The 2,638-nt window shown below is 71.6% G+C and carries 3 protein-coding genes; all 3 read left to right on the forward strand.

Features of this window, described 5'->3' with window-relative positions; genetic code table 11:
• The coding region (locus MFF42_RS21260; protein ID WP_238257539.1) for an ankyrin repeat domain-containing protein at window positions 1-236 on the forward strand (236 nt) is incomplete at its 5' end.
• Window positions 237-337: 101 nt separating this feature from the next.
• Window positions 338-1,843: a glycerol kinase GlpK gene (glpK, locus tag MFF42_RS21265; RefSeq protein ID WP_238257541.1), complete on the forward strand. Its 1,506-nt coding sequence runs from the start codon at window positions 338-340 to the stop codon at window positions 1,841-1,843.
• Window positions 1,843-2,638, forward strand: a 796-nt coding sequence (locus MFF42_RS21270; RefSeq protein WP_238257543.1) for an alpha/beta fold hydrolase, incomplete at its 3' end; no start/stop codon positions are given. The genes glpK and MFF42_RS21270, both read left to right, overlap by 1 nt.

Consider the following 2,638-nt stretch of genomic DNA (forward strand, 5'->3'; position numbering starts at 1 on the left):
CCCAGGTCGACGGGGCCGAGGTCGACGGGGCCCAGGTCGACGGGGCCGGCGACGGCACCCGCACGGCGCTGATGGTGGCGGCGATGTTCGACCGCACCGAGATCGTCGCGCTGCTGCTCGCCCACGGCGCCGACCCGGCGAGGCGCGACGCCACGGGGATGAGCGCCGCCGACATGGCCCGGCAGATGGGGGCGAAGGACACCCCGGCCCAGTTGGAACGGGCGCAAGGGGGCTGACAAGCGGGCTGACCGGTTCCGGCGCACGCCGCCTCGTGTAGGATCGGGGCCGAGCCGGGACCGAAAAAATCCCGGATGCGAGGAACGCCGGGAGGGACGCCATGCCGGACGCGGTCGGGGCGATCGACCAGGGCACCACGAGCACGCGCTTCATCGTGTTCGACCGCCGGGGCACGATCCTGGCGCAGGCCCAGCGCGAGCACGAGCAGATCTTTCCCCGTCCCGGCTGGGTCGAGCACGACCCGCGGGAGATCTGGCGCAACACTCACGCGGTGATGCGCGAGGGGCTGGCCCGGGCCGAGCTGGAGCCGCAGGCGCTGGCCGCCATCGGCATCACCAACCAGCGCGAGACCGCCCTGCTGTGGGACCGCCGCACCGGCGAGCCGCTGCACCACGCCCTGGTCTGGCAGGACACCCGCACCGACCGGCACGTGGCCGCGCTCGCCCGCGACGGCGGCCGCGACCGCTTCCGCGCCGCCACCGGCCTGCCGCTGGCGAGTTATTTTTCCGCCTCGAAGCTCGCGTGGCTGCTCGACCATGTCGAGGGCGCGCGGGCCAAGGCCGAGGACGGCAGCGCGCTGTTCGGCACGATCGATTCCTGGCTGGTCTGGAACCTCACCGGCGGCCCGCAGGGCGGCCTGCACGTCACCGACGTGACCAATGCCAGCCGCACGCAGCTGATGTCGCTGGCCAGCCTCGACTGGGACGACACCATGCTCGGCGTGTTCCGCATTCCGCGGGCGGTGCTGCCGACCATCGTCGCCTCGGGCGGCGTGTGCGGGGAGATCCGCGACCCGTTTCCCGGCGTGCCGCTCGGCGGGATTCTGGGCGACCAGCAGGCGGCCCTGTTCGGGCAGACCTGCTTTTCCGCGGGCGAGGCCAAGAACACCTACGGCACCGGCTGCTTCGCGCTGATGAACACCGGCCCCGAGCCCGTCGCCTCCTCCGCCGGGCTCGTCACCACCGTGGCCTACCGCCTCGACGGGCACCCGCCGGCCTACGCGCTGGAGGGCTCCATCGCCATCACCGGCGCCCTGGTGCAGTGGCTGCGCGACAATCTCGGCCTGATCGGCGCCTCGGGCGAGATCGAGGGGCTCGCCCGCAGCGTCGAGGACAATGGCGGCGTCTACGTGGTGCCGGCGTTTTCCGGCCTCTACGCCCCGCACTGGCGGGACGACGCCCGCGGCCTCATCATCGGCCTGACCCGCTACGCCAACAAGGGCCACATCGCCCGCGCCTGCCTGGAGGCCACCGCCTACCAGACCCGCGAGGTGCTGGAGGCGATGGAGCGCGATTCCGGCTGTCCGATCGCCGAACTGCGCTGCGACGGCGGCATGACCGTCAACGACCTCCTGATGCAGTTCCAGGCCGACATCCTCGGCCGCCCGACCCTGCGCCCGAAAGTATCCGAGACGACGGCCCTGGGCGCGGCCTACGCCGCCGGTCTCGCCACAGGATTCTGGAAAACCCTCGAAGATCTTCGCGACAACTGGGCCGTGGACAAACGCTGGCATCCCCGTATCGAGGAAGAGGAGCGTCGGGCACTGTTCGCCGGCTGGGGCCGGGCGGTGGAACGCTCGTTCGGATGGGTCGAGGAGGACGCTTGATGGGTGCTCGGATACGCTCGCTTCGCGCAGCTCTGCTGGTCACGGCGATGGCGCTGACCCCGCTCGCCGCCGGCCTCGCGCCGTCTCCGGGGATCGCCGCGCCGGCCGCGTCATATCCGAACCAGCAGGAGGGCGATTACGTCGCCGAGACCTTCAAATTCGCCAGCGGCGAGAGCCTGGACAAGGTCAAGCTGCACTACACCACCCTCGGCACGCCCCATCGCGGCGCGGACGGCGAGATCGACAACGCCGTGCTCGTCCTGCACGGCACGACCGGCACCGGAAAGAGCTTCCTGATCCCGACGCTCGGGCCGGAGCTGTTCGGCGAGGGAGCGCCGCTCGATGCGAAGCGCTGGTACGTGATCCTGCCCGACGGGCTCGGGCGCGGCGGCTCCGCGAAACCCTCCGACGGCCTCAAGGCGCGCTTCCCCCGCTACGGCTACGGCGACGTGGTGGAAGGACAGTACCGGGTCGTCACCGAGGCGCTCGGGGTCAAGCACCTGCGCCTCGTGCTCGGCACCTCCATGGGCGGCATGCAGGCCTGGATGTGGGGCGAGCGCTATCCCGGCGCGATGGACCTGCTGATGGCGGTGGCGAGCCAGCCGATCCCGGTGAGCGGGCGCAACGCCCTGTGGCGGCGCCTCCTGATCGAGGGCATCCGCACCGATCCCGGCTGGAAGGGCGGCGAGTACACCGAGCAGCCGCGCAACTTCGAGCGCATCCTGCCGATCTTCAACATCATGACCGAGAGCGTGCTCGGCCTGCAGAAGCAGGCGCCGACCCGCGCCGCCGCCG

Source organism: Methylorubrum podarium, from assembly GCF_022179745.1.
Lineage (GTDB): Bacteria > Pseudomonadota > Alphaproteobacteria > Rhizobiales > Beijerinckiaceae > Methylobacterium > Methylobacterium podarium.